General features: G+C 61.2%; 22 protein-coding genes and 1 pseudogene. 14 read left to right on the top strand and 9 right to left on the bottom strand.

Annotation, left to right across the window (positions count from 1 at the left end):
* Window positions 1-169: 169 nt before the first annotated feature.
* Window positions 170-829 carry a glutathione S-transferase family protein gene (locus ACSQ3J_RS26990; RefSeq protein ID WP_060506353.1) on the bottom strand — a complete coding sequence of 220 codons (660 nt, stop codon included), beginning with the start codon at window positions 827-829 and terminating at the stop codon, window positions 170-172.
* 90 nt (window positions 830-919) lie between these two features.
* Here ACSQ3J_RS26990 and ACSQ3J_RS26985 point away from each other — a divergent pair, with 90 nt between their 5' ends.
* Window positions 920-1420, top strand: coding sequence for a winged helix-turn-helix transcriptional regulator (locus ACSQ3J_RS26985; protein WP_200954918.1), 501 nt, complete (start codon window positions 920-922; stop codon window positions 1418-1420).
* Window positions 1421-1605: 185 nt separating this feature from the next.
* Here the strand turns inward: ACSQ3J_RS26985 and ppk2 are convergent, their stop codons facing one another.
* The 4 genes from ppk2 to ACSQ3J_RS26965 all read right to left on the bottom strand — a co-directional run bounded on the left by ppk2 (window position 1606) and on the right by ACSQ3J_RS26965 (window position 4659).
* Complete coding sequence (gene ppk2 / locus ACSQ3J_RS26980) at window positions 1606-2508, bottom strand: polyphosphate kinase 2 (protein ID WP_060506352.1); 903 nt, start codon at window positions 2506-2508, stop codon at window positions 1606-1608.
* A gap of 63 nt (window positions 2509-2571) precedes the next feature.
* Window positions 2572-3555, bottom strand: a complete 984-nt coding sequence (locus ACSQ3J_RS26975; protein ID WP_060506579.1) for a glycerophosphodiester phosphodiesterase family protein — start codon at window positions 3553-3555, stop codon at window positions 2572-2574.
* Between the two features lie 80 nt (window positions 3556-3635).
* Window positions 3636-4190, bottom strand: coding sequence for a TetR/AcrR family transcriptional regulator (locus ACSQ3J_RS26970; RefSeq protein ID WP_060506578.1), 555 nt, complete (start codon window positions 4188-4190; stop codon window positions 3636-3638).
* A 7-nt stretch (window positions 4191-4197) separates the two neighbouring features.
* On the bottom strand, window positions 4198-4659 hold the full coding sequence (locus tag ACSQ3J_RS26965) for a DUF1348 family protein (RefSeq protein ID WP_060506351.1): 462 nt from the start codon (window positions 4657-4659) through the stop codon (window positions 4198-4200).
* Between the two features lie 237 nt (window positions 4660-4896).
* On the opposite strand from ACSQ3J_RS26965, the gene ACSQ3J_RS26960 reads away from it, so the two are divergent.
* From ACSQ3J_RS26960 to ACSQ3J_RS26930, 7 genes and pseudogenes are all read left to right on the top strand, one after another.
* The gene (locus tag ACSQ3J_RS26960) at window positions 4897-6150 is read left to right on the top strand and encodes an aspartate kinase (protein WP_060506350.1); all 1254 of its coding nucleotides are present in this window, start codon (window positions 4897-4899) and stop codon (window positions 6148-6150) included.
* 90 nt (window positions 6151-6240) lie between these two features.
* The gene (ptsP, locus tag ACSQ3J_RS26955; protein ID WP_060506349.1) at window positions 6241-8508 is read left to right on the top strand and encodes a phosphoenolpyruvate--protein phosphotransferase; all 2268 of its coding nucleotides are present in this window, start codon (window positions 6241-6243) and stop codon (window positions 8506-8508) included.
* A 196-nt stretch (window positions 8509-8704) separates the two neighbouring features.
* Window positions 8705-9118, top strand: a pseudogene (locus tag ACSQ3J_RS26950) (endonuclease domain-containing protein).
* A 56-nt stretch (window positions 9119-9174) separates the two neighbouring features.
* Window positions 9175-10257, top strand: coding sequence for a peptide chain release factor 1 (gene prfA, locus ACSQ3J_RS26945; protein ID WP_060506348.1), 1083 nt, complete (start codon window positions 9175-9177; stop codon window positions 10255-10257).
* Window positions 10254-11117 (top strand): peptide chain release factor N(5)-glutamine methyltransferase, encoded by an 864-nt coding sequence (gene prmC, locus ACSQ3J_RS26940; protein WP_060506347.1) that lies wholly within the window; start codon window positions 10254-10256, stop codon window positions 11115-11117. The genes prfA and prmC overlap by 4 nt, the downstream gene beginning before the upstream one ends.
* Window positions 11118-11471: 354 nt before the next feature.
* Window positions 11472-12434 (top strand): DUF4167 domain-containing protein, encoded by a 963-nt coding sequence (locus ACSQ3J_RS26935; RefSeq protein ID WP_060506346.1) that lies wholly within the window; start codon window positions 11472-11474, stop codon window positions 12432-12434.
* A gap of 154 nt (window positions 12435-12588) precedes the next feature.
* Window positions 12589-13251 (top strand): DUF2268 domain-containing putative Zn-dependent protease, encoded by a 663-nt coding sequence (locus ACSQ3J_RS26930; RefSeq protein ID WP_060506345.1) that lies wholly within the window; start codon window positions 12589-12591, stop codon window positions 13249-13251.
* A 24-nt stretch (window positions 13252-13275) separates the two neighbouring features.
* Here ACSQ3J_RS26930 and ACSQ3J_RS26925 read toward each other — a convergent pair whose 3' ends face one another.
* Window positions 13276-13860 carry a TetR/AcrR family transcriptional regulator gene (locus ACSQ3J_RS26925; RefSeq protein WP_060506344.1) on the bottom strand — a complete coding sequence of 195 codons (585 nt, stop codon included), beginning with the start codon at window positions 13858-13860 and terminating at the stop codon, window positions 13276-13278.
* 137 nt (window positions 13861-13997) lie between these two features.
* Between ACSQ3J_RS26925 and ACSQ3J_RS26920 the strand changes: the two genes are divergently transcribed.
* The 3 genes from ACSQ3J_RS26920 to clpB all read left to right on the top strand — a co-directional run bounded on the left by ACSQ3J_RS26920 (window position 13998) and on the right by clpB (window position 18958).
* Window positions 13998-15017 carry a hypothetical protein gene (locus tag ACSQ3J_RS26920; RefSeq protein ID WP_060506343.1) on the top strand — a complete coding sequence of 340 codons (1020 nt, stop codon included), beginning with the start codon at window positions 13998-14000 and terminating at the stop codon, window positions 15015-15017.
* Between the two features lie 269 nt (window positions 15018-15286).
* Entirely contained in the window at window positions 15287-16174 is an 888-nt protein-coding gene (locus tag ACSQ3J_RS26915) for a phosphotransferase family protein (protein WP_060506342.1), read from the top strand.
* Window positions 16175-16354: 180 nt separating this feature from the next.
* Window positions 16355-18958 (top strand): ATP-dependent chaperone ClpB, encoded by a 2604-nt coding sequence (gene clpB, locus ACSQ3J_RS26910; protein ID WP_060506341.1) that lies wholly within the window; start codon window positions 16355-16357, stop codon window positions 18956-18958.
* 60 nt (window positions 18959-19018) lie between these two features.
* Here clpB and ACSQ3J_RS26905 read toward each other — a convergent pair whose 3' ends face one another.
* Entirely contained in the window at window positions 19019-19909 is an 891-nt protein-coding gene (locus ACSQ3J_RS26905) for a LysR family transcriptional regulator (protein WP_060506340.1), read from the bottom strand.
* A 108-nt stretch (window positions 19910-20017) separates the two neighbouring features.
* Between ACSQ3J_RS26905 and ACSQ3J_RS26900 the strand changes: the two genes are divergently transcribed.
* A complete protein-coding gene (locus ACSQ3J_RS26900; protein WP_060506339.1) occupies window positions 20018-20743 on the top strand; it encodes an SDR family oxidoreductase in 726 nt (241 codons plus the stop codon).
* Entirely contained in the window at window positions 20743-21060 is a 318-nt protein-coding gene (locus tag ACSQ3J_RS26895) for an Atu4866 domain-containing protein (RefSeq protein WP_112834733.1), read from the top strand. The genes ACSQ3J_RS26900 and ACSQ3J_RS26895 overlap by 1 nt, the downstream gene beginning before the upstream one ends.
* 98 nt (window positions 21061-21158) lie before the next feature.
* Here ACSQ3J_RS26895 and ACSQ3J_RS26890 read toward each other — a convergent pair whose 3' ends face one another.
* Window positions 21159-21638: an Lrp/AsnC family transcriptional regulator gene (locus ACSQ3J_RS26890; protein ID WP_060506338.1), complete on the bottom strand. Its 480-nt coding sequence runs from the start codon at window positions 21636-21638 to the stop codon at window positions 21159-21161.
* An 89-nt stretch (window positions 21639-21727) separates the two neighbouring features.
* Between ACSQ3J_RS26890 and ACSQ3J_RS26885 the strand changes: the two genes are divergently transcribed.
* Complete coding sequence (locus ACSQ3J_RS26885; RefSeq protein WP_060506337.1) at window positions 21728-22705, top strand: DMT family transporter; 978 nt, start codon at window positions 21728-21730, stop codon at window positions 22703-22705.
* A gap of 81 nt (window positions 22706-22786) precedes the next feature.
* Here the strand turns inward: ACSQ3J_RS26885 and ACSQ3J_RS26880 are convergent, their stop codons facing one another.
* Window positions 22787-24754: a M23 family metallopeptidase gene (locus ACSQ3J_RS26880; RefSeq protein WP_060506336.1), complete on the bottom strand. Its 1968-nt coding sequence runs from the start codon at window positions 24752-24754 to the stop codon at window positions 22787-22789.
* Window positions 24755-25094: the final 340 nt, after the last annotated feature.

Raw genomic sequence — 25094 nt, 5'->3', positions numbered from 1 at the left:
GGGGAGAGTGCGGTCGGCCCCTCATCCGCCCTGTCGGGCACCTTCTCCCCACCTGCGGGGAGAAGGAACTTGCGGCGGGCTCCATCGTCCCCTCTCCCCGCAGGCGGGAGAGGGTTAGGGTCAGGGGCTGGGCTCAGCCTCTCGGCAAGCAGCTTTGCAACCGCCACCCTCAATCCCGGTCCGGCGCGCCGAGCGGAAAGAACGAACGGTAGGGGCGGCCTTCATCGACGGCGCGGGCGAAGGACGGGCGGGCGAGAAGGCGGGCGCGATAGGCGCGGACGTTTGCAAATGTCTCGGGGATCGGGTGCACCCAGTCGGCATAGAACAGCGACGGGCAGGCGGCGCAATCGGCAAGGCTGAACGTATCCCCGGCCGCCCATTCGGTCTTGGCGACGACGCCGTCGAGCCAGCGATAGGCATCATCCAGCATTGTCTTGGCTTCTGTGACGCCATAGGGATCACGGTCGGCTTCCGGGCGGATCTGGTTGAACACCACCTTTTGCATCGGCGTCATGACGTAATTGTCGAAGAAGCGGTCCATCATCCGGGTGCGCAGGGCAGCCTTCGGATCATCCGGGATCAGGCGGACGCTGCCGGGATAGTTGAGCATCAGGTATTCGATGATGATGGTCGCTTCCATCACCGCGTTTTCACCGTCCTTCAGCACCGGAAAACGCTTGATCGGCCAGATCGCCTCCCATTCCTCGACGGTGCCTGTCTCTTCTGGACTGAGCATACGGTAGTCGAATGCGGTGCCGTTTTCATAGATCGCCACGAGCACCTTCTGACAGTAGGAAGAGAAGGGGTGTGCAAAGAGCTGCGGTTTCATCATATCCTCCAAACTGATTTCAATCTGCAACTGGTTGTTTCGTAAAATAACTGATCCTATATTGCAAGCGGTATTAATGAGAGGCGGGCCGTGGATATTGTGCAGCGATCGGGATGTCCGATCAATCTTACCCTGGAAATGCTTGGCGATCGCTGGAGCCTGATTGTCATCCGCGATCTGATGTTCGGCAACCGGCGGCATTTTCGTGAGCTTCTGTCCCAATCGGAAGAAGGGATCGCCTCGAATATCCTGGCCGACCGGCTGCGGCGGCTGACCGAGAACGGACTTCTGTCACGCCGGGACGACCCCAGTCACAAGCAGAAAGGCATCTACAGCCTGACCGAACCATCGATCCAGCTGGTGCCGCTGCTGGCGCAGATGGGTGCCTGGGGCAGGCGGCACACGCGGGTATCGGAAGAATTGTCGATCCGCGCCGAGCTGCTTGAGGACGGCGGACCGGACATGTGGGCGGCGTTCATGGACGAGCTGCGGGCGCTGCATCTGGGCGCCCCGGTGCCGGAGCGATCGGTGTTTGCGGAATTGCAGGCGGCGTATCTGGCGGTGGTGGCGAAGAATGCGGAGCCTAGATGATATGGTGGCGAGAGGCGAACGGTCCTGGTCGCCCCTCACCCTAACCCTCTCCCCGCAAGCGGGGAGAGGGGACGATAGAGCTTGCCGCTGGTCCTTCGCCCCGCCAAAGCGGGGAGAAGGTGCCCGACAGGGCGGATGAGGGGCCTTTTAAACTGGGGGAAGCAGTTTCCCGGAAACCCGCCCAATCAATACACTTCCGGCACATACATTTCTGACGGCACCGGGTGGCGGGTGTAGTCGTCGTGACGGATGCGTTCGGGAAGGACGAGATCGGGTTTCGGCACGTCCTCATAGGGGATCTGGGCCAGAAGATGGGCGATGCAGTTGAGGCGGGCCTTCTTCTTGTCGACCGCCTGGACGACCCACCAAGGGGCTTCCTCGATATGGGTCTTTGCCAGCATCTCTTCCTTGGCCTTGGTGTAATCCTCCCAATGGATGCGGCTTTCCATGTCCATCGGCGACAGCTTCCACTGTTTCAGTGGATCGTGGATGCGCATCTGGAAGCGGAATTCCTGTTCCTCGTTGGTGATCGAGAACCAGTATTTGATCAGGATGATGCCGGAGCGCACCAGCATGCGCTCGAATTCCGGAACGGTGCGGAAGAATTCGTCGAGCTCTTCCGGCGAGCAGAAGCCCATGACCCGCTCGACGCCGGCGCGGTTGTACCAGGAGCGGTCGAACAGCACCATTTCACCGGCCGTCGGCAGATGCGGCACATAGCGCTGGAAATACCATTGGTTCTTTTCGCGCTCGGTCGGCGCGGGCAGGGCGACGACGCGGCAGACGCGTGGATTGAGCCGCTGGGTGACGCGCTTGATGGCGCCGCCCTTGCCGGCACTGTCGCGGCCTTCAAACAGCACGACGACCTTGAGCTTCTTGTACTGCACCCAATCCTGCAGGCGCACCAGTTCGTGCTGCAGGCGGAACAGCTCGCGGAAATAGATCTTGCGGTCGAGTGTCGGTTCGGCCTCTTGCGACATGCCTTCGGCGACCAGCTCATCCAGCCGGTCTTCCTCCATCTGCATTTCCAGTTCTTCGTCAAAACTGTCGGCAATTTCCGCCTTGATGCGGTCGAGTTGGTCGATCATTTGGTCAAATCCCCGTTGGTCGCAGGCACAGGAGCAGGGTTTGATGACAGGTATGTGACAGTGCTATCGGCCACCGCGGCGAAGTTCGCTCGCGACCGTCTCCACCTCATTGGTCCAGATGCCGCCGGAATAGTTTTGCGGCAGGCGCGAGATGAGTTCCGGCGTGTCCAGCCCTGTCGAGAAATCGCCGCCGGAATAGGGGCCAAGGGCAAAGACCCGGCTGCCGGCGCCCTCCATGCGATCGAGGAAACGATCCGGCCAGCCCCAGAGCCAGGGGGCGATGTTGATCGGGACAAGCACAATCGAATTGCGGCAGGCATCCGGCACGATGCCGGTCCAGCCGGTGGCGAAGTAGCGCAAGAGGCAGGTTTTCAGCGAACTGCGTGACATGGCGCGGATATCGGCAAGTGCTGCGCGCAAGGCGGCAACCGGCCTGTCGCCGCCATAGACCATCAGTGTCTGCCGCCGGTCTGCGGGAAGGGCTGACAGAACGGCGGCGAGCTTTTTGCCTTCCTCCGGATCGTTGCTCTTGATGTTGATGAGGAACTGTTTGTCCGGAAAGCTGGAGAGAACCTCGTCCAGCGATGGCATCAGGCCGATGCCTTTGCCGCGGAGCGGGAAAGTCTTGCCGCCATCGGCGGTATAGCCATAGCCGATATCGAGCGCTTTCAGCTCGGCCATCGAATGATCACGGGTGACGCCCTTGCCTTGCGTCCGGCAATCCAGCGTCCAATCATGAAAGACGGCAAACTGGCCGTCGGTGGTCGGATGGATATCGGCTTCGACAATATCGGCACCGGCGGCGAAACCGGCGCGCATCGAAGCGATGGTGTTTTCGAGATAATCATGGGCCGGCGGCAGCATGCGGGAGGCGGTGCATGTGTCGTTGCCAACACCCGTTGGGTCGAATTGCTGGGCGATGCCGCGATGGGCAAGCAAGACCGGTGCCGCGGGCGGGCGTGGATTGAACAGGCTGGTATTGTTGAGAGAGACAAAGGCAGCCAGCAGACCAAGCGTCGCGCCGGCCGAGCGCCAATATTTTCGCATCCTCATCACTTCCTCCGAATCGCCCTGATGTCAGAGTTTGCCAACGGAATGGGCGAGAATGCGGCGGGGTATTGTGTCCTTCAGGTTGAAGCAAGCCGGAGGCGCATGCGCCCGAGGCAGCGTTCAAAGACGGTGTCGTCGGCCATGGCGCGTGCCAGCACCAGCGCGCCCTGAATGCCGGAGACGGCGTCTTCCGCCAGTTGCCTGGCGTCATCGGCCGGGGCGCCGTCGTGGATCAGCGCGGTTTCGAGCGCATTTGTCCAGCGCGCGAAATAGGCCCGGATCGGCCGTGCGAACCGGTCGCGGGTTTCATCCAGTGCGAAGGCGCCGATCAGGCAGATGCGTTTGCCGGAGCGGAAGTACTCGTCCACCGCCGTCCACATCTGCGCGATTGCCGCACGCGGCTCGGCTGTTTCCAGTGGCTCGAAGATTTCCCGGGCAAACCAGGCATCGACGTGCGCGAGCACTTCCGCCGCCATCTGTTCCTTTCCGCCCGGAAAGAAATGGTAGAGGCTGCCCTTGGACAGCCTCGTGCGCGCGGTGATCGTGCTCATCGAGGCGCCTTCATAGCCGCACTCGCGAAACACTTCGGCAACCAGCGCGATGGCATCGCTTTTTTCGAAAACGGTGCGCATGCGGCGGTCAGAGGCCGAGATCGGACAGGCCGGGATGATCGTCCGGACGCCGGCCAAGCGGCCAGTGGAATTTGCGCTCGCTTTCGGCAATCGGCAGATCGTTGATCGAGGCGAAGCGGCGCTGCATCAGGCCGTCGGCGGCAAAATCCCAGTTTTCATTGCCATAACTGCGATACCACTGGCCGCTGTCGTCGTGCCACTCATAGGCGAAGCGGACGGCGATGCGATTGCCTTCGAAGGCCCAGATTTCCTTGATCAGCCGATAATCCAGTTCGCGCTGCCATTTCCGCGTCAGGAATTCGACGATCTGCGGGCGGCCGACGGGAAATTCGGCGCGGTTCCGCCAGCGGCAATCCTCGGTATAGACTTTCGAGACGCGGACGGGATCGCGGCTGTTCCAGCCATCCTCGGCCATGCGGACCTTGGCGACGGCGGTTTCATGGGTGAAAGGGGGTAGCAAGGCGGTCATTGCGGGCTCCTTCTGAAACGATCGGAATCGTGTAGACCGATCGGTCTAGAAAAGCAAGCGCTTGTGAAAATCGGGGTGTTTGCTGCAGAAGGCGGCAGTGTGCCAAACATCGAGGCCGGATGTCGCAAATGCGGCAGCGCGGCCATTGCACGCGGGCTGCAATTTCGCTAAGAGACCGGCGACTTGAGACGACACGGGCGCGGGTTTGCGCGCAGCATTTTCGACCGGTAGAGGCACATGGCACGCATCGTGATGAAATTCGGCGGCACGTCCGTCGCGGATATGGATCGCATCAGGAATGTGGCCCGCCATGTGAAACGCGAGGTCGATGCCGGCCACGAAGTTGCGGTGGTGGTTTCGGCGATGTCCGGCAAGACCAACGAACTGGTTGCCTGGACGCGCGATGCCTCGCCGATGCACGACGCGCGCGAGTATGATGCGGTTGTTGCTTCCGGCGAACAGGTGACCTCGGGCCTCCTGGCGCTGGCGCTGCAGAACATCGGCATCAACGCCCGTTCCTGGCAGGGCTGGCAGATCCCGATCCGCACCGACAATGCGCATGGCGCGGCACGTATTCTTGAAATCGACGGCTCTGAACTGATCCGCCGCTTCGGCGAGGGCCAGGTGGCCGTCATTGCCGGCTTCCAGGGGCTCGGGCCTGACAATAGGATTGCCACGCTCGGCCGCGGCGGGTCCGATACATCGGCGGTTGCAATCGCTGCTGCGGTCAAGGCCGACCGTTGCGATATCTATACGGATGTCGACGGCGTCTACACCACCGACCCGCGCATCGAGCCGAAGGCCAAGCGCCTGAAGAAGATCGCGTTCGAGGAAATGCTGGAAATGGCGTCGCTCGGCGCCAAGGTCCTGCAGGTTCGCTCGGTCGAGCTTGCCATGGTATTCAAGGTTCGCACCTTCGTGCGTTCCAGTTTCGTAGACCCCGACGCGCCGGGCATGGGCGATTTTCTGAACCCGCCCGGTACGCTGATTTGTGATGAGGATGAGATTTTGGAACAGGAAGTCGTCACCGGCATCGCTTATGCCAAGGATGAAGCGCAGATTTCGCTGCGGCGCGTGGCCGACCGGCCCGGCGTTTCGGCGGCGATCTTCGGGCCTCTGGCCGAAGCCCATATCAATGTCGACATGATCGTCCAGAACATTTCCGAAGACGGTTCCAAGACCGACATGACGTTCACGGTGCCGTCGACCGACGTCGACAAGGCGCTGAAGGTTCTCAGCGAAGCCAAGGCGCAGATCGGCTTTGACGTCATCCAGAACGAATCAGGCCTCGTCAAAGTCTCGGTCATCGGCATCGGCATGCGCAGCCATGCGGGCGTTGCGGCGTCCGCTTTCCGCGCACTTGCCGAAAAAGGCATCAACATCAAGGCAATCACTACCTCGGAAATCAAGATTTCGATCCTGATCGATGGTGCTTATGCCGAATTGGCCGTTCGCACTTTGCATTCCGTCTACGGTCTGGATAAGAGTTAAAGCGGGTGGTGGTGACTGCGTTTTCGCTTATATAAGCGGGAACAAATTACCGCTTCCAGTTGTTGACTTTTATTCGGGAGACGTTGTGCGATGAGAGACCTCTCTGCGGGTCCACGCGTCCTCCTCAAGCGGTTGCGCGAACTGATGGCGGAACCGCTCGAGCCGCAGGATCGCCTTGACCAGATTGTTCGCCAGATTGCGCAGAACATGGTCGCAGAAGTGTGTTCGGTCTATGTGCTTCGCTCCGATGGCGTTCTTGAACTTTATGCTACCGAAGGCCTGAACAAGGGCGCCGTGCACCTGGCGCAATTGCAGATGGGGCAGGGCCTCGTCGGCACCATCGCGGCCTCGGCGCGTCCGCTCAACCTCTCCGACGCGCAGGCGCATCCGGCCTTTACCTACCTGCCGGAAACCGGCGAAGAAATCTATCATTCCTTCCTTGGGGTGCCGATCCTGCGCACCGGCCGTTCGCTCGGCGTTCTCGTCGTGCAGAACAAGGCCAGCCGCACCTATCGCGACGACGAGGTCGAGGCGATGGAAACGACGGCAATGGTGCTGGCTGAAATGGTGGCGACCGGGGAATTGAAGAAGCTTACCCGCCCGGGACTTGAACTCGACCTGTCGCGGCCTGTGACGATCGAGGGCTCGAGCTTCAACGATGGTATCGGGCTTGGCTATGTCGTGCTGCACGAGCCGCGCATCGTCGTGACCAACCTTCTGAACGACGATACCGATCATGAGCTGGGACGGCTGGCGGAAGCGCTGGGTTCGCTGCGCATTTCGATCGACGACATGCTGTCACGGCGCGATGTTTCCATGGAAGGCGAACACCGCGCCGTGCTGGAAGCCTACCGGATGTTCGCGCATGACCGCGGCTGGGTCAGGAAGCTCGAAGAGGCGATCCGCAACGGCCTGACGGCGGAGGCGGCTGTCGAGCGGGTGCAGAGCGAGACCAAGGCGCGGATGATCCGGCTGACGGACCCCTATCTGCGCGAGCGCATGCATGATTTCGACGATCTGGCCAACCGGTTACTCAGGCAGCTGACCGGCTACGGCGCCAAGATGTCGGCGACGGATTTTCCGAATGATGCGATCGTCGTGGCGCGTGCCATGGGGGCGGCCGAGCTGCTTGATTATCCGCGTGAGAATGTGCGGGGCCTCGTGCTCGAAGACGGTGCGGTGACTAGCCATGTGGTGATCGTTGCACGCGCCATGGGCATTCCGGTTGTCGGCCAGGCAGCGGGCGTCGTGGCGCTGGCGGAAAATGGCGATGCGATCATCGTCGATGGCGATGATGCCCAGCTGCATTTGCGGCCGATGGCCGACCTGCAGCGGGCCTATGAAGAAAAAGTCCGGCTGCGCGCCCGCCGGCAGGAACAGTACCGCGCCCTGCGTGACGTCGAGCCGGTGACCCGGGACGGTAAGCGCATCAAGCTGCAGATGAATGCAGGCCTTCTGGTCGACCTGCCGCAGCTGTCGGAATCCGGCGCCGAGGGTATCGGCCTGTTCCGCACCGAACTGCAGTTCATGATTGCCTCGACCATGCCGAAGATGGAAGAGCAGGAACTGTTCTACCGCAACGTCATGAAGCAGGCGGCCGGCAAGCCGGTCACCTTCCGCACACTCGACATCGGTGGCGACAAGGTGGTGCCCTATTTCCGCGCGGCGGAAGAGGAAAACCCGGCGCTTGGCTGGCGGGCAATCCGCCTGTCGCTCGACAGGCCCGGCCTGTTGCGCACACAGCTGCGCGCCATGCTGCGCGCTTCGGCAAGCCAGGAGCTGCGCATCATGCTGCCGATGGTGACGGAAGTGTCTGAGCTGCGCACGGTGCGCGAGCTGCTGCAGAAGGAAATCCAGCGGCAATCGAAGATCGGCGAACAATTGCCGCGCAAGCTGCAGTTCGGCGCCATGCTGGAAGTTCCGGCGCTGCTCTGGCAGCTGGACGAGCTGATGGACGAGGTCGATTTCGTTTCGGTCGGCTCCAATGACCTGTTCCAGTTCTCGATGGCGGTCGATCGCGGCAATGCGCGGGTGTCGGACCGTTTCGACGTGCTCGGCCGGCCGTTCCTGCGCATCCTGCGCGACATCGTCCGGGCGGGCGACCGCAACGAGACGTCCGTGACGTTGTGCGGAGAGATGGCGAGCAAGCCACTCTCTGCGATGGCGCTGCTCGGCATCGGCTACCGCTCCGTCTCGATGTCGCCGACGGCGGTCGGCCCGGTCAAGGCCATGCTCCTGGCGCTCGATATCGAAAAACTCTCGGCCATGCTTCATGCGGCACTGGACGACACGCGCAGCCAGACATCGGTGCGCGAGATGCTGGTGGCCTTTGCGGCGGAGACCGGGGTGCCGTTGTAGGTAAGCGGCCCCTCATCCGCCCTGTCGGGCACCTTCTCCCCGCAAGCGGGGAGAAGGGATATGCGGCGAACTCTCTTTTCCTCTCCAACTGGAGACGATGTTGATGGTGATTGAGGGGCGGCAAATTCGGTCGTTCCCTCTCCCCGCATGCGGGGAGAGGGTTAGGGTGAGGGGCAATCCTTGACGGATGGAGAGGATGAGAGGTCCGGATAAACACAAGACGGAGCGCGCTCGCAGTCTGCGCAAAGTCGAAAACAATGCGGAAGAGGCTCTCTGGTTCGAGCTCCGTGGGCGACGCCTCAACGGCTTTAAATTTGTCCGGTAATTACCGGTTGGTCCGTATTTTGCAGATTTCGCATGTAGACAGGCCGGGCTCGTTGTCGAAGTTGACGGCAGTCAGCATGCGAACAGCCGCCATGATGCAAGGCGGGACGACTACATGACAATGAACGGTTGGAGTGTTGTTCGTTTTTGGAATGGGTGTGTTCTTCAGGACCGTGACCGCGTATTGGAGACCATCGTCGCAATTGTCGAGAATCGGCTGGTGCTCGAAGTGAGATCGTTCGATCTCACTTTCGTTCCGGCTAAGAGATCAGATTATGGCGGCTGAAAAGCTGCCGTTGTCATAAACATTGCTGTTCTTGAACAGCGCCTGTGGAGTACACATTGGCTACCTTACCTGTTGAAAAGATGCGCGAGCTGGAGCGCCGGTTTTCCGAGATCGAGGCGCGCATGGCCGAGGGGCCGGCGGCGGATGTCTATGTGAAATTGGCATCGGAATATTCCGAGCTGCAGCCTGTTGTGACGAAGATCCGGCTGTATGAGAAGGCGCAGAGTGAGCTTGCCGACGTCAACGCGCTGCTATCCGCCAAGGATACCGACCGCGAGATGCGCGAGCTGGCGGAGATGGAAAAGCCTGATATCGAAGAGCGGATCGAGGCGTTGGAAAAGGACATGCAGATCCTTCTCCTGCCCAAGGACGCGGCCGACGAGAAGAGTGCCATCCTTGAAATCCGCGCCGGCACCGGCGGCTCCGAAGCGGCCCTTTTCGCCGGTGACCTGTTCCGCATGTACGAGCGTTATGCGGCTGGCAAGGGCTGGAAGGTCGAGGTGCTTTCGGCCAGCGAGGGCGATGCGGGCGGCTACAAGGAAATCATCGCGACCGTGACCGGGCGCGGGGTGTTTTCCAAGCTGAAGTTCGAATCCGGCGTGCACCGGGTTCAGCGCGTTCCCGATACCGAAACGCAGGGGCGTATCCACACCTCGGCGGCGACCGTCGCCGTTTTGCCGGAGGCCGAGGATATCGATATCGAAATCCGCAACGAAGACATCCGCATCGACACGATGCGCTCGTCGGGTGCCGGTGGACAGCACGTCAACACGACGGACTCGGCCGTTCGCATCACCCATCTGCCCTCCGGCATCGTCGTCACGTCGTCTGAAAAATCACAGCACCAGAACCGCGCCAAGGCCATGCAGGTTTTGCGCTCGCGGCTCTATGACATGGAGCGGCAGAAGGCAGACAATGAACGGTCGGCTTCCCGCAAAAGCCAGGTCGGGTCCGGTGACCGTTCGGAACGTATCCGCACCTACAATTTTCCGCAGGGACGCGTTACCGACCATCGTATCAATCTGACGCTCTACAAGATCGACCGGATGATGATGGGGGAAATCGACGAAGTGGTCGATGCGCTGCTCGCCGATTACCAGGCCGATCAGTTGGCGCAACTGGGCGAGCAGAAGGGATGACCGATACACTCGACAGCCTGTTTGCCGAGGCACGGACGGCGTTCCTGAAAGCGCATATCGGCGAGGCGGCGCTTGATGCGCGCGTGCTGATTTCCGGTCTGCTCGACCTGCCGGCGGTGGCGTTCATGACGCGTGGCGGCGAGATCGTTTCGGAGAAGGATGCGCAGCGCATTCGCGATGCGATTGAGCGGCGGGCGGCACACGAGCCGGTTCACCGTATTCTCGGGCAGCGTGAATTCTACGGCCTGACGCTCGGCATGTCGCCAGACACGCTTGAGCCGCGGCCGGATTCGGAGATGATCGTCGAAGGGCTCATTCCTTTCGCGCAGAAATTCGTGGCGGAGAAGGGAACCTGTCATCTGATCGATCTCGGCACCGGGACGGGGGCGATCTGCTTGGCGCTGCTGAGCGCCGTTCCGCAGGCAACCGGGGTCGGATCCGACCTGTCGGCCGGTGCTGTCGAGATGGCCAAGGCCAATGCGCAGCGCAATGATCTGAGTGCGCGTTTCGCCGGGGTGGAAAGCGACTGGTTTGCGGGGATTGTCGGCAAGTTCGACATCATTGTGTCAAATCCTCCCTATATACGCACAGACGTCGTTGCATCGCTGGCGCCTGAAGTGCGCGATCATGATCCGGCGTTGGCGCTTGATGGCGGTGCGGACGGTCTCGATGCCTATCGCACCATCGCTGAACATGCCGCACGCCATCTGGTCGAGGGTGGCATTGTCGGTGTCGAGATCGGCTACGACCAGTTGCAGGTGGTCGGCCAGCTTTTCGAAGATCAGGGCTTCCGGGTGATCGACCGGGTGAAGGATCTGGGCGGAAATGACCGTGCCATCCTGTTCGCCTTCGGCCGCTAACCCCTGCAAACCGGCCCTTGTTGCAACGTTCTTTTTCGAAACCGTGAAGAAAAGGCTTGGAATCACACGGGAAGCGGGCTAGGTTCCTCTCACGCACTGGGCAGAAGGTCAAAGATCAGAGATTCGTTCCGGTCAGACCTTGCCGCAGGGATTACTCTCAAAAAAGAGTTTCTAAGGTTCGACAGTGCCTGGTGCGGGTACCTGTTAATTTGACTTTAACCAGCGACGGTACCGTCAAGAGGCGGTTGGGTCGCGGCGCGTGTCTGCTTGATGCGGAATCCGTTGAGACGGAATTCCTGGCAAGCCGCGAAGCCACAAGATCATCAATATAAAGAGAATCCAGGTGAGTGAACGATGAGGCCAGGACAGCAGAACAAGCGCGGCCGTGGGCGTAACAACAATACCAGCAGCAATAACAGTGGCGGCGGCGGTAACAACAACAATCATAACCGGAAGGGTTCCAACCCGCTGACCCGGACCTATGACAGCTCCGGCCCGGACGTAAAGATTCGCGGTACCGCCCAGCACATCGCCGAGAAATACTCGACGCTCGCCCGTGACGCGCAGAGCTCCGGTGACCGTGTTGTGGCTGAAAATTATCTGCAGCACGCCGAGCATTACAACCGCATCATTGCGGCCGCACAGGCGCAGATGCAGGAACGCTTCCAGCGTGACGACCGCAGCGACTATAACGATCGCAACGAATTCCAGGATCGCGACGGCAACGAGCGCGACGACGATATGGACCAGAGCGAGACCGACGAGACCGCAGGCGTTCAGGACCAGCCGGCCGAGCAGGGGCGTCATCACCAGCAGGGTGAGCGCCAGCAGCGCCGCCAGCCGGAAGGCGAGCGTCAGCAGCGCCAGCAGGACCGTCAGCCCCGCCAGTCCGACCAGCAGCGTCAGCCCGAGCAGGATCGCCAGCCTGATCAGGACAGCCAGGCCGACCAGGAACGTCAGCCTGAGCAGGAGCGTCAGCCGCGCGAGGAGCGCCAGCCACGGCAGGAGCGCCAGCCAAGGCAAGAGCGTCAGCGCCAGCCGCGCGCCGAGCAGGCCCAGCCGCGTGCCGACCTCGCACCGCAGCCCGTCATCGACGGCTCCGGCCCGCAGCCGGTGATCGAAGGCACGCCAGCCGAGGTTTCGCTGGAGGAAGAAGCGCCGACGGGCCGCGCTCCGACGCGCCGCCGCACGGCTCCGCGTCCGCGCCGCCAGCCGCGCCGCGGCGAAGCCGGTGGTGACGAGGCATCCGCATCCGGGGAAACCGGTGGCGAGCCAGCTGGCGATGCGCCGGCGCTGGAACCTGCTGCGACGGAGTAATCAGCAAAGGCTGCCGGAAGGTGGCGCTTGCCGATGATTTGAAGAGCCCGGCCGTTTTGCGGCCGGGTTTTTTGTTGCCGTGAACTGTCATAGACATTGGTATGAAATGACGGGAAGAACTGGCGGCAGTGCCGGTTGCGTCGGGGGCGATTGCATGGATAGCTGGACTTTGCATTGGCTGGAGGCATCTGGCGACCTCTCCGGGTATCGCGCCGAGATAGCCGCGGCGTTCGAACAGTCATACCGGACTGTTTCAACGCTGCTGTCACCGCCGCGGCTCGATATTCTCGTTCAGCGGCTTGCCGGTGCGACAATCCCTGGCGTCGGCATTGCCGGATATGCCCAGCGCAGCACGCTGTTTTCGATGACGGTCGATCCGGACGAGCCGAATTTCGCAGACAGCCTCAAGGATGGAGCGCTGAACAGGCAGATCATTCACGAGGTGCATCATTGCCTGCGCATGGCGGGGCCAGGGTATGGGCATACGCTGGGCGAAGCGCTGGTCACCGAGGGGCTGGCCGGGCAGTTTGTCCGCCGTCTCATGGGCACGCCGCCGGAGCCTTGGGAATGTGCCGTCGCGCCAGAGGTGCTGCAGGCGGCTCTTCCCAGCGCAGAAGACCTTGCGTCTACGAACTATGACCATGCCGTGTGGTTCTTTGGTACGGCTTCTCAGCCCTGCCGGTTCGGCTACACGCTGGGATACCAGATCGCCGGGCGCTGGCTGGACAAAGCCGGGGCGGTGGATGCCGCCACCTGGGTGAATGTGCCGGCGGCAACGGTGCTGGCCATGGGGCTGAAGCAGGAGGCGAATGGTTAGGAAGCTTGGCCGTGCAGCCGCTGGTCAGGCGGTGATACCGTGGACGATCAATGCGGCCAGATGGGCCGTTGCCGCCGTTTCATCGAGCCGGCCGCGGATGAGTTCGCGGGCGATGACTTCGGCAGCCCCGGCAAGGGCGGCGCAGCGTAGTCTCAGGTCCTCTGCAGATAGCGATGAGAAACGGGCAAGAGAAGCGGCGATGAGGACGGCATAATCGTCGGCCAGTGCCTGCTGGACAGCATCCATCTGCGCATTGCCGCGCAACGCGCCGGACATGGCCAGCCATTCCGGCCCGCTTTCCACCGCGCAGCCGATATAGGCGGCGCTGATGATCCCGGCAATTGCCGGCAGGGCGGGGGCCGCCTTTTCGAGGCCTGCCTTCAGCTTTCCGATATGGCGCGCTTCGACTTCTTCCGAGAGGGCGATCAGCAGGCCTTCGCGCGTGCCGAAATGTTCGTAGGCGATCGGCTTGCTGACGCCTGCGCGCTCCGCCAGATGCCCGAGCGTCAGGGCATCGGCGCCGCATTCACGCAGGATGTTCCTTGCCGTGTCGAGGAGCTGTGTGCGCCGCTCCGGCTTGGGGAGTTTGCGCATTTCGGGCTTTGCCATCGCCACCTTCCTTATTTCGTTGCAATCGGGCGGTCTGCCTCTTGAAAACGGTCTATTTCAAATTACCTACCAGTAGTAACTTACTATTGGTAACATTGGCAATATGCCAATGTCTCCATGTTTCAGGAGATAAGATCATGTCGAGCACATTAAACCCAGTCCTGATCATCGGCGGCTCCGGCGTCGTCGGCAGCTGGACGGCAAGGACCATTCGCAAACTGCATCCCAGCCTGCCGCTTGCCATCGGCGGGCGCGACCTTGCCAAGGCACAGGCCGTTGCCCGCGAGATTGGCGGTGCGACGGGCATCAGGGTCGATCTCGACCGCGCCGATCTGGGTCTTTCGGGCGGCGAGGCGTTCAGCGCAGTCGCGGTGTTCGTCAAGGACGACAGGCTGTCTTCCATGCGCTATGCGCAGCATCACAAGATTCCCTATATCAGCATTTCCAGCGGCACGTTCGAAATCGGCCCAGAGGTTGCGCAATATGTTCATGCGCCGGACCGGGCGCCGGTCCTGCTCGCGAGCCATTGGCTGGCGGGTGCGGCGATCTTCCCGGTCCTCGCCTTTGCCAAGGATTTTCAACGGATCGACGCTGTTCGCATCGGCGTTCTGCTCGATGAGCAGGACATGGGCGGACCGGCGGCGCTGACGGACTATAACCGCATCACCGGCGCTGCCCCGGCGGCGCTGACCGTCAAGGATGGCAAGATGCACTGGGTGAGTGGTGAGGAAGCCAAGGCGCGTTATGTCAGTGTCGATGGTGTTGAGCTGGACGCGCAGGCCTATTCGCCGTTCGACATCATGGCGCTTGCCGCCCGCACCGATGCCAAGGCGATCCGGCTTGATCTTGCCTATAGCGTTTCCGCCAGCCGCCGCCGTGGCGAGGCGTTTTCGACGGAAATTACCATTGAGATCGAGGGGCAGGGGACGGACGGCAAGCTGCGGCTGGACCGGCACGAAATCGTCCATCCGCAGGGACAGGCGCCGCTGACGGCGTTGGGAGTTGCGCTCGGCGTAGAACGGCTTCTGGGCCTTTCGGGCGGGGATGCTCCGAAGGCTGGTCTCTATCTGCCGGAAGTGCTGATCGAGCCCGGCTACTACGTTGACCGGATGAAGGAGTTTGGAGCGGTTTTTGAGGACAAAAGGGCTGCAGTCTAATGAAGGGGTAACTCAAACCTCAGCCATTCTCGTCCTCATAACAGGAATCCAGTCAGCTCAAGTCATTGGACTGGCTGGTCTTTTGACCCGGTGGACGCCGGGTCGCTGGATCCCCGCCACAAGGGCGAGGATGACGGGAGGGTGAATGTCCGTTTCTTCCAGTAAGCGGTTCTAGCATTTGTCAGCAGGAAACCCTCGCCGGTGAGCACCGCGAGGGTTTCGTCTTCTGGAGGGTTTTTTGTGGTCGTTGCAACCGCTATATATGAGCCATGGATGCATCTGATACCACCACTTTTCGCAGCATTATCATCGCCAGATTTCCGGAGCTTGCCACGTCGCGGTTCGAGCTGGCGACTGCGGGGTGGGATTCGATCGCGGTCGATGTGGATGACCGGCTGATCTTCAAGTTTCCCCGCCATGCGGTTGCTGAAACGGCGCTGCTGCGCGAGGCGCGGCTTCTGGCAGTCATCCGGCCGCGGATCGCAATGCCGGTGCCCGATCTGCGCATCGAGCAGGGGCCGCCGCTGTTTTCCGTGCATGAAAAACTCAAGGGCGTGCATCTCATTACCGCCGATTACGATCGGCTCCCGGAGGCGGCGCGGCAAGAGCTGGGTGAGAGGCTCGGGCGGTTTTATGCAGAGCTTCACCGGCTGGATCAGGCGACGATGCAGGCCGCCGGGGCAGGGCTTGTTGCACAATGGCAGCCGGTGAGCGCGATGCGGGAGAGGGCGCTGCCGATGCTTGCTGGGGATATCCGCCAAAAGGCGGCAGCGGCGATTGATGCGTTCGAACAGTTGCGGCCTGATCCTTACGGCAGAACCTATGGCTTTTCCGATGGCCACGGCTGGAACATGGCCTTCGACCACCCAAGCCAGCGATTGACCGGCATGTATGACTTTGCCGATTCCGGTTTTGCGCCGGTGCATCAGGAATTCATCTATGCGCGCTTCGTTTCGCCGGATCTGACTGAACGCATCATCGCATCGTACGAGGTTCTGACCGGCCGGGCGATCGACCGGCGACGGGTGGACATTTTGACGGCGGCGCATCGTCTGTCCGAGCTGGCAGAGCTTGCCGACAACCCCGATCATGTGCGTATCATGATCGACAGCGTCGAAAACTGGGCGCGAACGGCGAATTTACAAAGCCTGCGATGAAATCGGCAACCATGACGTTTCCTGCTCTTTAATTTCGAAAATCCCGGCCCCATATTCACTCCAGACGGCCGGTCCTGTGCAATGCAGGGTGCGGCCGGCACGGGCTTGCCTTTTCAGGGAGCCTCATTCCAACCGTCGGCAGTGCCAAATGTGGGCTGACCGATTACCGGAGGTAGACATATGAATATTGAAAAATACTCAGAGCGCGTGCGCGGTTTTCTGCAATCGGCTCAGACCTATGCGCTGGCCCAGGGCCATCCGCAATTCGTTCCCGAACACGTGCTGAAGGTCCTGCTCGATGACGACCAGGGCATGGCGGCATCGTTGATCGAGCGGGCTGGCGGCAGTGCCAAGGACGCAAAACTTGCCAATGACAGTGCGATTGCCAAGCTGCCGAAAGTGTCTGGCGGCAACGGCTCGATCTCGCTTTCGCAGCCGCTTGCCAAGGTTTTCACCACGGCCGAAGAGGCCGCCAAGAAGGCGGGCGACAGCTTTGTTACCGTCGAGCGGCTGCTGCAGGCGCTGATCATCGAGACCTCGGCTGCCACGTCCGGCATCCTGTCGAAGGCTGGGCTGACGGCATCCAAGCTCAATCAGGTGATCAACGAAATCCGCAAGGGCCGCACCGCTGATGGCGCCAATGCCGAAGCGGGTTTCGACGCCTTGAAGAAATATGCGCGCGACCTGACGGCCGATGCCCGTGACGGCAAGCTCGACCCGGTGATTGGCCGCGACGATGAAATTCGCCGCACCATCCAGGTCCTGTCGCGCCGCACCAAGAACAACCCGGTCCTGATCGGTGAACCCGGCGTCGGCAAGACGGCGATCGCCGAGGGCCTGGCTGCGCGTATCGTCAATGGCGACGTGCCGGAAAGCCTGAAGGACAAGAAGCTGATGGCGCTCGACATGGGCGCCTTGATCGCTGGTGCGAAGTTCCGTGGCGAATTCGAAGAGCGGCTGAAGGCCATTCTCTCCGAAGTCCAGGCGGAAGCCGGCGAGATCATCCTGTTCATCGATGAGATGCACACGCTGGTGGGTGCCGGCAAGGCGGATGGAGCCATGGATGCGTCCAACCTCTTGAAGCCTGCGCTTGCGCGCGGCGAACTGCATTGCGTCGGCGCCACCACGCTTGATGAATACCGCAAGCATGTGGAAAAGGACGCAGCTCTTGCCCGCCGGTTCCAGCCGGTCATGGTCAACGAGCCGAATGTCGAGGACACGATCTCGATCCTGCGCGGATTGAAGGAAAAGTACGAACAGCATCACAAGGTGCGGATCTCGGATTCGGCGCTGGTTGCGGCTGCGACACTGTCCAACCGCTACATCACCGACCGGTTCTTACCCGACAAGGCGATCGACCTGATGGACGAAGCCGCATCGCGGCTGCGCATGCAGGTGGATTCGAAGCCGGAAGAACTGGACGAACTCGACCGCCGCATCATGCAGCTGAAGATCGAGCGCGAGGCCTTGAAAAAGGAAACCGACCGTGCCTCGAAGGACCGGCTGGAAAAGCTGGAACTGGACCTTACCGGGCTCGAGGAGCAGGCCGATGCGCTGACGGCGCGCTGGCAGGCGGAAAAATCGAAGCTCGGTCTGGCTGCCGATCTGAAGAAGCAGCTGGAAGAGGCCCGCAACGAACTGGCGGCAGCCCAGCGCAAGGGTGAGTTCCAGCGCGCTGGCGAGCTTGCCTATGGGGTGATCCCGAAGCTCGAAAAGGAGCTGGAGGTTTCCGAAAGCCAGGATTCGTCGGCGCTTGATCCGATGGTTCAGGAGGTCGTGACGCCCGACAATATCGCCCATGTCGTTTCCCGCTGGACCGGTATTCCAGTGGAAAAGATGCTCGAAGGCCAGCGCGACAAGCTGTTGCGCATGGAAGACGAGCTGTCGCAATGGGTGGTTGGCCAGGGTGATGCGGTTCAGGCCGTTTCGCGCGCGGTTCGCCGTTCGCGGGCAGGTCTGCAGGATCCAAACCGTCCGATCGGTTCGTTCATTTTCCTGGGGCCTACCGGCGTCGGCAAGACGGAACTGACCAAGGCTTTGGCGCGCTTCCTGTTTGACGACGAAACGGCGCTGGTGCGCATGGATATGTCCGAGTACATGGAGAAACATTCCGTGTCGCGGCTGATCGGTGCCCCTCCGGGCTATGTCGGTTACGAGGAAGGCGGCGCGCTGACCGAAGCGGTAAGGCGCAAGCCCTACCAGGTGGTGCTGTTCGACGAGATCGAAAAGGCACATCCGGATGTCTTCAACGTGCTGTTACAGGTTCTCGATGACGGCCGCCTGACCGATGGTCAGGGCCGCACCGTCGATTTCCGCAACACGATGATCATCATGACCTCCAATCTCGGGGCGGAATATCTCGTCGGGCTTGGTGAGAACGATGACAGCGACACGGTGCGCGATCAGGTGATGGATGTGGTGCGCGGGCATTTCCGCCCCGAATTCCTCAACCGCGTCGACGAGATCATCCTGTTCCACCGCCTGAAGCGCGGCGAAATGGGCGCGATCGTCGATATCCAGCTTTCGCGCCTGCGTCAGTTGCTCGCCGACCGCAAGATCACGCTGGAACTCGACGACGAGGCCCGTGCCTTCCTCGCCGACAAGGGCTACGATCCGGCCTATGGCGCACGTCCGCTGAAGCGGGCCGTGCAGAAATATGTCCAGGACCCGCTCGCCGAGCAGATCCTCCAGGGCAATTTCCCGGACGGTTCGACGATCAAGGCCTTCGCCGGCTCGGATCGCCTGAACTTCAAGCTGCGCGGCGGCGAACAGGCTGCGGCGTAAGGCCCTTCCGACAATAGTGAAAACCTCCCTGGGTAAGCCCGGGGAGGTTTTTTTGTATCGTCATTTCATGCGATGGACCATGTCCAGCAGCGCTCGAAGCCTCGGTGTCAGGTTGCGGCGATTGGGGTAATAGAGATAGAAGCCCGCGAATGGCTGGCTGTAGTCTTCCAACAAAGGCACGAGCAGGCCGCGGTCGATCAGCGGGCGAAAGCTGTCCTCCATGCCGAAAGTGATGCCGGCGCCGGCGCAGGCGAGCCGGATCATCAACCCCATGTCGTTGGTGGTGAACTCGGGCTCGACCGCGACGCTGAAATCCCGGCCATCCTCCGTGAATTCCCAACGGTAGGGCGCGACGGCCGGGGCCGGACGCCAGCCGATGCACCGGTGATGGCCAAGATCGCGCGGATGATGCGGCGGGTTGCAGTGCTGCAGATAGGCGGGCGCGCAGACTGCAAGCTGCCGCTGCGGACCGGACACCGGAACCGCGATCATGTCCTGCGCAATCACTTCGCCAAGACGCACGCCTGCGTCATAGCCTTCGGCAACGATATCGAACTCTTCGTCCGTCACAGTGATATCGATCCGCACATCGGGATTGGCATCGGCAAACGCCGTCAATAGCGCGCCGGACAGGAATTTTTCGGCGATCGAGGAGACGGCCAGCCGCAACTGGCCCCGGGGGCGACCCCGGATATCGGCAGCCGCCGACAGGGCTGCGCCGACATCGGCAATGGCGGGGGCGATATCGTCATAGAGCCGCTGGCCTTCCTCCGTCAGGCTGACGCTGCGCGTCGTGCGGCGTACGAGCAGGATGCCGAGCGTTTCCTCCAGCCGCGATATCGTCTGGCTGACGGCGGAGCGGGTGACCCCCATGCGGTCTGCCGCCGCCCGGAAATTCCGTTCCTGCGCAACAAGGGCAAAGACTGAGAGTGCATTTAGGTCCAGCTGCATTGGTTAGATTTTCTGTCCAGTGAAGTCACGTATCGATATCTTATCGCGACAATGATGGAGCGTTACCTTTCTGGCAAGCAATCAGGCTAGAACAGGAAGGATCATCACATGTCTGACAAGGTTGTTCTGATTACCGGCGCCTCCAGCGGCATCGGTGCCGGCATCGCCCGCGCGTTGGGCGGCGCCGGTTTCAAATTGATGCTCGGCGCCCGCCGGGAGGATCGTCTCAATGCACTTGCCGAAGAAATCCGTGCGGGAGGAGGGGAGGTGGAAACGCGCCGCCTCGATGTGACAGATCGCGCCGATGTGGCGGCCTTTGCCGATGCAGCGCGGCAGGCCTTTGGCCGCGTCGACGTCATCGTCAACAATGCGGGTGTCATGCCGCTATCCCTGATGGCCTCGATGAAGGTGGACGAATGGGAGCGGATGGTCGATGTCAACATCAAGGGCGTGCTTTACGGGATCGCGGCGGTGCTGCCCGAAATGACCCAGCGCGGGTCAGGCCATGTGATCAACATCGCTTCGATCGGTGCGCTCAGCGTGGTTCCAACAGCTGCAGTCTATTGCGCCACCAAATTTGCGGTTCGGGCGATCTCCGACGGGTTGCGGCAGGAGCGGGACGATATCCGCGTTACCTGCATCCATCCGGGTGTCGTGGAAAGCGAACTGGCCGGAACGATCACCGACCCAGCGGCGGCCGACGCCATGAAGACGTACCGCGCCATCGCGCTGCAGCCGGATGCGATCGGCCGGGCCGTGCGCTTCGCCATCGAGCAGCCTGATGATGTCGACGTCAACGAGATTGTCGTCAGGCCAACACGGGCGGCGCACTGATGAACCGCGCCGTTCTGACGATTTTTCTTTTCGCAGCGCTTGCAAGCGCAACCTTCGCAGGGGACACGATGACTACAATGGAAAGGCCCCACCCCTATGTCGGCTTGTGGGTCACCCGCGATGGCCATGTCCGGCACGAATTGCTGGCGAACGGCCGCTATGACGAGGCGCGGGGACATCGGAAAAGCGCCTATCAGGGGCGCTATAGCGTCACAGGCGATCATATCGACTATTGGGACGATACCGGCTTTACTGCCGACGGTGATTTCATCGACGGGGTGCTTTACCATGGCGGGATGATTTTGTACCGGAAGTGACGGAGGAGGCATGGCCTGCTGGCCAGGTTTGAGGCGAAATCGCGTGTTGGACGGTTATCGCTGGTATCAATGGAGCAGGTGGTCCTGCTTTGTGCTTGCTACAGCCGTGGCAAGCGCCGTTTGACCGACGTTCCCTTGATGACGGCTGTGCTGGTGACGGCGTGTTCGGACAGGCTTTCAAGAACATCGTCCATCTGTTCGATCGAATTGACGACCAGACGGGCGAGGAAAGGATCGTCACCGGTGATCTTGTCGCATTCGATAAATCCCGGCTGCTCCTGAATCAGCCGCTCGACAAGGTGCAGCTTGCCCGGAAGCGGTCTGATTTTCACCATGGCCCGTATCGGGTAGCCGATTGCCCGCGTATCGACGTCGATCGTAAAGCCGCGGATGGTCCCGGCCGCCTGCAGTTTGCGCACCCGCTCCGATACGCTCGGTTGCGACATGCCGACGGCGCGGGCCAGTTCACTCATGGAGAGCCGTGCGTTGGAATCGAGTTCCGTCAAAATCCGCGCGTCCGTATCGTCCAATGAGGACTTTCCGAATTGAACGCCGATGTCTGATTTTGCTTTCTTCATGGAAGGCAGAATAGGAGATTTACCGCGTCTTTTCCATATAAAACAAGCGAATGATGTTGAATGATCATCCTTTGAAAAAGGGATGAAAAATGCTGTTCGGAATCCTGGCCGGCCTTGCCACATGCGCGTTGTGGGGCCTCACATTTGTTGCGCCCCGCGCTGTCGAACCGTTCACCGCATGGGACTTGACCGTCGCCCGCTACGGGATTTTCGGGCTGGCCTGCGCCCTGCTGATGATCGGCAGGCGGTTCCGGCCGACCGGTATTGCACCACGGCGGTTGCTCACGGGTCTGCTTCTCGGCGGCGCCGGTTATACCGGCTATTTCATTTGTGCCGCGTTTGCCGTTCAGTTGGCGGGCGCCGCCATCCCTCCCGTTATCATCGGCGCCATGCCTGTGCTTCTTGCTGTTATCGGCAATGCGCGTGATCGCACCGCGCCGTGGGCGGCTCTTGCCTTGCCTTTGCTGCTGACCGGGGCCGGCGTCGCGATTGTGAATGTCGCAGCACTTGGGCGGATCGATGCTGCCGATACGCAATCACTTCAACGCGGTATCCTGGCGAGTATCGCCGCGCTGGTGATATGGGTTGTCTATGGATTGGTGAACGCGGCCGTCATGCGTTCCGCTGACGCGCCTGACGGCCTCAAATGGACGGGGCTGCAGGGGATCGGCGCTGCTGCGGCAAGTCTTTTCCTGCTCCCCCTGTCGTCGCTGACGCAGATGGATGCATTCCAGGAACACGATCTGTATCGCTTCATGGGGTGGGCGTTGGTGATGGGGTTGGCCGGGTCCTGGCTTGCGACCTGGTGCTGGGTCGTCGCTTCCCGGCGTCTGCCTCTTGCTCTTGCGGCCCAGCTCATTGCCGCCGAAACGGTCTTCGGTCTTGCCTACGGCTTTGCATTCGAAGGCCGTTGGCCGCTTTGGTGGGAAGTGCTTGGAGCCGGGTTGCAGATTGCCGGCGTCTGTTGTGCCGTCAACGTCTTTTCCGGGAGACCCGCAGCCTCCTTGCTTGATGACACCGCATCATCTCCCGGCTGCGAACTCCATACCAAACAGTGTTCTGTATAAAAACGGTATCCAGGGCTGCACAGCATGAAATGCGGCCACCGGAAGATGAGGGCACCCGGGGCCACAGCGGGCAAAACCGCGCTACTGTGCGGCTGCCACTTCGGCGCTGCCATTGTCCTTGGCCAGCAATTCGTCGATGCGTCCGCGTTCCTTGTCGAACTGGGCGAGCGCCTTGCCGTCGAGCGACTTGCCGCCGGGCAGGCGGATGCGCAAAGGGTCGACGCGGTTGCCGTTGACGATCAGCTCATAGTGCAGGTGCGGCCCGGTCGACAGGCCGGTGGTGCCGACCCAGCCGATCACCTGGCCCTGAACGACCTTCGAACCGGCAGTGACATTCTTGGAGATTGCGCTCTGGTGATTGTAGGACGAGACATAACCATTGGCGTGGCGGATCAGCGTCTGATTGCCATAACCGCCGGAATCCCAGCCAGCCTTTTCAACGACACCGTTACCGGCCGCGATGATCGGCGTGCCGCGCGGAGCCGCCCAGTCGACACCGGTATGCATGCGCGAAAAGCCGAGGATCGGATGGCGGCGCATGCCGAAACCGGAACGGAACGTGCCGTTCGGAACGGGATTGCGCAGCAGGAACTGGCGGATGCTCTTGCCCTGTTCGTTGTAATAGTCGATCGAATTGTCGTCCGGATCCTGGAACCGGTAGAAGCGCGTCTCGGCGTCGCCGAATTTGGCGTTGACGTAGAGCAGTTCTGAATCGTCGGTTGCCTTGCCGCTGCTGTCGGCGACGGAGAAGAAGGCTTCAAGACGGTCGGTCGGCTTCAGCTGCGCCTGGAAATCGACATTGCTGGCCAGAAGCTTGATGATCTGGGCGATCATCGTCGAATTCATGCCGTAGGAGAGGGCGGCGCGGTAGACACCATCATAGACGCGCGGCAGGTCGTGGCCGGAGGTTATGACCGGGGTTCCATTATCGTCAAAGGCGCTGGCAACGGCTGCCAGTTGCGGCGGTTCGTAAGCCTTGACGAAATTGCCCTTGTCGTCGAGCGCCATGGTAAAGACATGGGCGCCGCGTGTGTAAACGGTGGCACGCACGACCTTGGCCTCGTCGTTCTCACCTTTCTGGATGATGCCGATGCGCAGGACGTCGCCTTCCTGCAGATCGGTTGCGTCGAGGGCTGGCCGCAGATAGCCGGCGAGATCCTCGGCCTGGGCTTTGCCATAACCGGCATTGATCAGAACGGTGGCGATCGGCGTTGCCCGGCGCACCGGAATGACGTCGTCGGCATATTCGGTCGTCTGGTCGGTGATCGTCTCAAACGCGGAGACGGTCATGTTTTCCTCGACCACCCTGGCCGACAGGCCCTGGATCAGGTCGAGATCGGAAGCGTCAGAGGCAAAGCGGCGCGGATCGATGTAGAACAACGAGGCCAGCTGGGTATTGCCGTCGGTCAGCACCGAACCATTGGTGCGGACATTCTCCTCGACCTCGTCCATCGACATCGAGGGCGCGAATTTCAGCGTCGAGCCCTTCAGCGGAAAATCCACCGTCTTCAGCGCCACTTCGGATTCGACATCGGAGCCATAGAGCGTGCCGGTCCGGCTGACCGGTGGTGGCGCATCCGCATCGTCGCTGGAAAAAATGGCCAGCGGATCGAAGGAGGGATATTTTTCCGCCGGCTGGTGGTTGGCGGCAAGCGTCATCTTCACATGCGCGAACGGCTGGCGGCGAACCACTTCCTTTTCGCCATCATGGGTCATGGTCGAGACTTCCATGATGGTGCGGTCGGATGGCTTGGCAACGATGCTGGGGCTCAAGATACGGTCGCCGCGCTTGGCGGCTGCGGTCGGCTGCGAGCCACGGACGGACGGATCCATGGCGGCATAGGCTTCGGCAGGGATGGCCAGTTGCTGGCGCCCGTCAAGGGCTGCGAACAATGCGACGCCCATCAAGAGGCTGGATGTAATGCCGGTGAGAAACGTGCCCGAAAGCCAGCGCAGGGAAATCTCGCGCCGGTCGGGAGCCTTGCGTCCATCTGCAAGGATCGGCGGCTCGTTGCCGAGCGACCGTATCATGGTCTTGTCCGTGATCATGCCAATCGAGCGGGGTCCCTGGTTACGCGCCGTTTCTTATTATGGTCCGGGTATGTTGTGCGAAGATGTGCATCTTTCACGCCTTCAAGTCAAACAGAACGGCCATCACTCCATAAGGTGCCTATAGAGTGCAAGGCTCCCCTATAGAGAAGAAGCCTCAAGACGCAGTTGCGAAGCGCTGATTAGAGCGCCAATTGTGAAGAAGTGAGGGCGAGAATGTGTTTTCCGGCCTATACAAAGGGTTATCCCGATTGCCGCAACGCAGCAAAGCCTTACGGCGCAGGCTTTTGTCAAAAAACTGTCATTTTTTTCAAAAACCCTGTTGACTGTGAAGGATGTC

It is taken from the genome of Rhizobium sp. LjRoot98 (assembly GCF_964252935.1).
Taxonomy (GTDB): Bacteria; Pseudomonadota; Alphaproteobacteria; order Rhizobiales; family Rhizobiaceae; genus Pararhizobium.
Note: the sequence above shows the minus strand (reverse complement) of the source record. Positions and strands in the feature narration are given on the sequence as shown.